The sequence below is a fragment of the Mesorhizobium sp. M0830 genome (assembly GCF_040319965.1).
Classification (GTDB): domain Bacteria; phylum Pseudomonadota; class Alphaproteobacteria; order Rhizobiales; family Rhizobiaceae; genus Mesorhizobium.
On the sequence record NZ_JAMYOR010000130.1, the window covers coordinates 1 to 1,897 of the forward strand.

The 1,897-nt window shown below is 63.5% G+C and carries 2 protein-coding genes; both read left to right on the top strand.

Features of this window, described 5'->3' with window-relative positions; genetic code table 11:
• The first annotated feature begins 153 nt into the window (after positions 1-153).
• The gene (locus tag NKI20_RS33470) at positions 154-1,302 is read left to right on the top strand and encodes an acyl-CoA dehydrogenase family protein (protein WP_352838250.1); all 1,149 of its coding nucleotides are present in this window, start codon (positions 154-156) and stop codon (positions 1,300-1,302) included.
• 60 nt (positions 1,303-1,362) lie between these two features.
• Positions 1,363-1,758: a RidA family protein gene (locus NKI20_RS33475; RefSeq protein WP_352838252.1), complete on the top strand. Its 396-nt coding sequence runs from the start codon at positions 1,363-1,365 to the stop codon at positions 1,756-1,758.
• The last annotated feature ends 139 nt before the right edge of the window (positions 1,759-1,897 follow it).

Here is a 1,897-nt window from a genome sequence, read left to right on the forward strand (position 1 = left end):
GGTCAATCCGAGCCGACCAAGAGACCGATCCTCCCTCAATCAGATGGCCTTCATATATGAATAACTTTCCCCGGACAGTCCTGCCCCTTGCGGGGGAGATGTCCGGCAGGACAGAGGGGGGTGTGCGGGAACGGGGCGGAGAAAGAAATATCCATGCCTGATCGTTCCTTCCTCTCCTGGCCATTCTTCGAAGACCGCCATCGCGCGCTGGCCGACCAACTGGAGGCGTGGTGCGCAAAAAACCTGCCGGTCGATCACCATGATGTCGATGCCGCCTGCCGCGAGCTGGTGGCGAACCTCGGCCGGGACGGCTGGCTGAGGCCGACGGCAATCGACACCGACAATCCGCGACCACTCGACGTGCGCACTCTGTGCATCACGCGCGAGACGCTCGCCCGCCATGACGGGCTGGCCGACTTTGGCTTCGCCATGCAAGGGCTCGGCACCGGCGCGCTCAGCCTGTTCGGCACGCCGCAACAGCAGCAATGGCTTTCGAAGACACGTGCCGGCAAAGCGATTTCCGCCTTCGCCCTGTCGGAGCCGCGCTCGGGATCAGATGTCGCCAACACCGAAATGACGGCGACCCGCGACGGCGACAGCTACGTCCTGTCCGGTGAAAAGACCTGGATCTCCAATGGCGGCATCGCCGATCTCTATGTCGTCTTTGCCCGTACCGGCGAGGCGCCGGGCGCCAAGGGGCTCTCCGCCTTCCTCGTGCCTGGCGACGCCAAGGGCCTTGGCATCGCCGAACGGCTCGAAGTGATCGCGCCGCATCCGCTGGCGCGGCTGTCGTTCGACCAAGTCCGCCTTCCCGCCTCGGCGCTGATCGGCAAACCGGGCGACGGGTTCCGCATCGCCATGTCGGTGCTCGACGTGTTCCGCTCGACTGTCGGTGCGGCAGCCCTCGGCTTTGCCCGCCGTGCGCTGGATGAAAGCATCAAAAGGGTAGCCGAACGCAAACTGTTCGGCGCGCCGATGGCCGAACTGCAAATGGTGCAGGGCCATATCGCCGACATGGCGCTCGACGTCGATGCTGCCGCCCTGCTGGTCTATCGCGCCGCATGGACCAAGGACATGGGTGCCGCGCGGGTGACGCGCGAGGCGGCCATGGCGAAACTATACGCGACGGACCACGCCCAAAGCGTCATCGACAGAGCAGTACAGCTGCATGGCGGCGACGGTGTCCGCAAGGGCCATATCGTCGAGAGCCTGTATCGCGAAATCCGCGCGCTGCGCATCTACGAGGGTGCCTCCGACGTGCAGAAGGTGGTGATTGCGCGACAAGTGATGGGCGCGGCCTGACGGCGAGAAATTGACGAGCGATTTTCATGCTTGGTTTTCGGAATACCGGGGAGGTTTTGAATGCATACGATTCTGCAGCCGGAAGGCTGGGCAAAACCGGTCGGCTACGCCAATGGCGTCGCGGCGCGCGGGCGGCTCGTCTTCGTTGGCGGACAGGTCGGCTGGAATGGGCAATGCCAGTTCGAGACCGACGATTTTGTCGGCCAAGTTCGGCAGACGCTCGAGAACATCGTAGCGGTGCTGGCCGAGGCCGGCGCCGGACCGCAGCACATCACCTCGATGACCTGGTATTTCACCGACAAGGCCGAATACCTCGGCAGCCTCAAGGGTATTGGCGAGGTCTATCGCGAAGTGATCGGCCGGCATTTTCCGGCGATGGCCGCCGTGCAGGTAATGGCACTGGTCGAGGACCGTGCCAAGGTGGAGATTCAGGCAACCGCCGTCATTCCGGAATAAACGCTCATCACTTCGTCATCCACGGGCGGAGCAAGGAGCGAAGCGACGCGGCGGAGACCCGAGGATCCTGTGTGTTGTTGCCATGCTATGGTTGAGGTGGGAAGGAGACCGAGAGGATCCTGGTCGTCCTTTCGAGGAC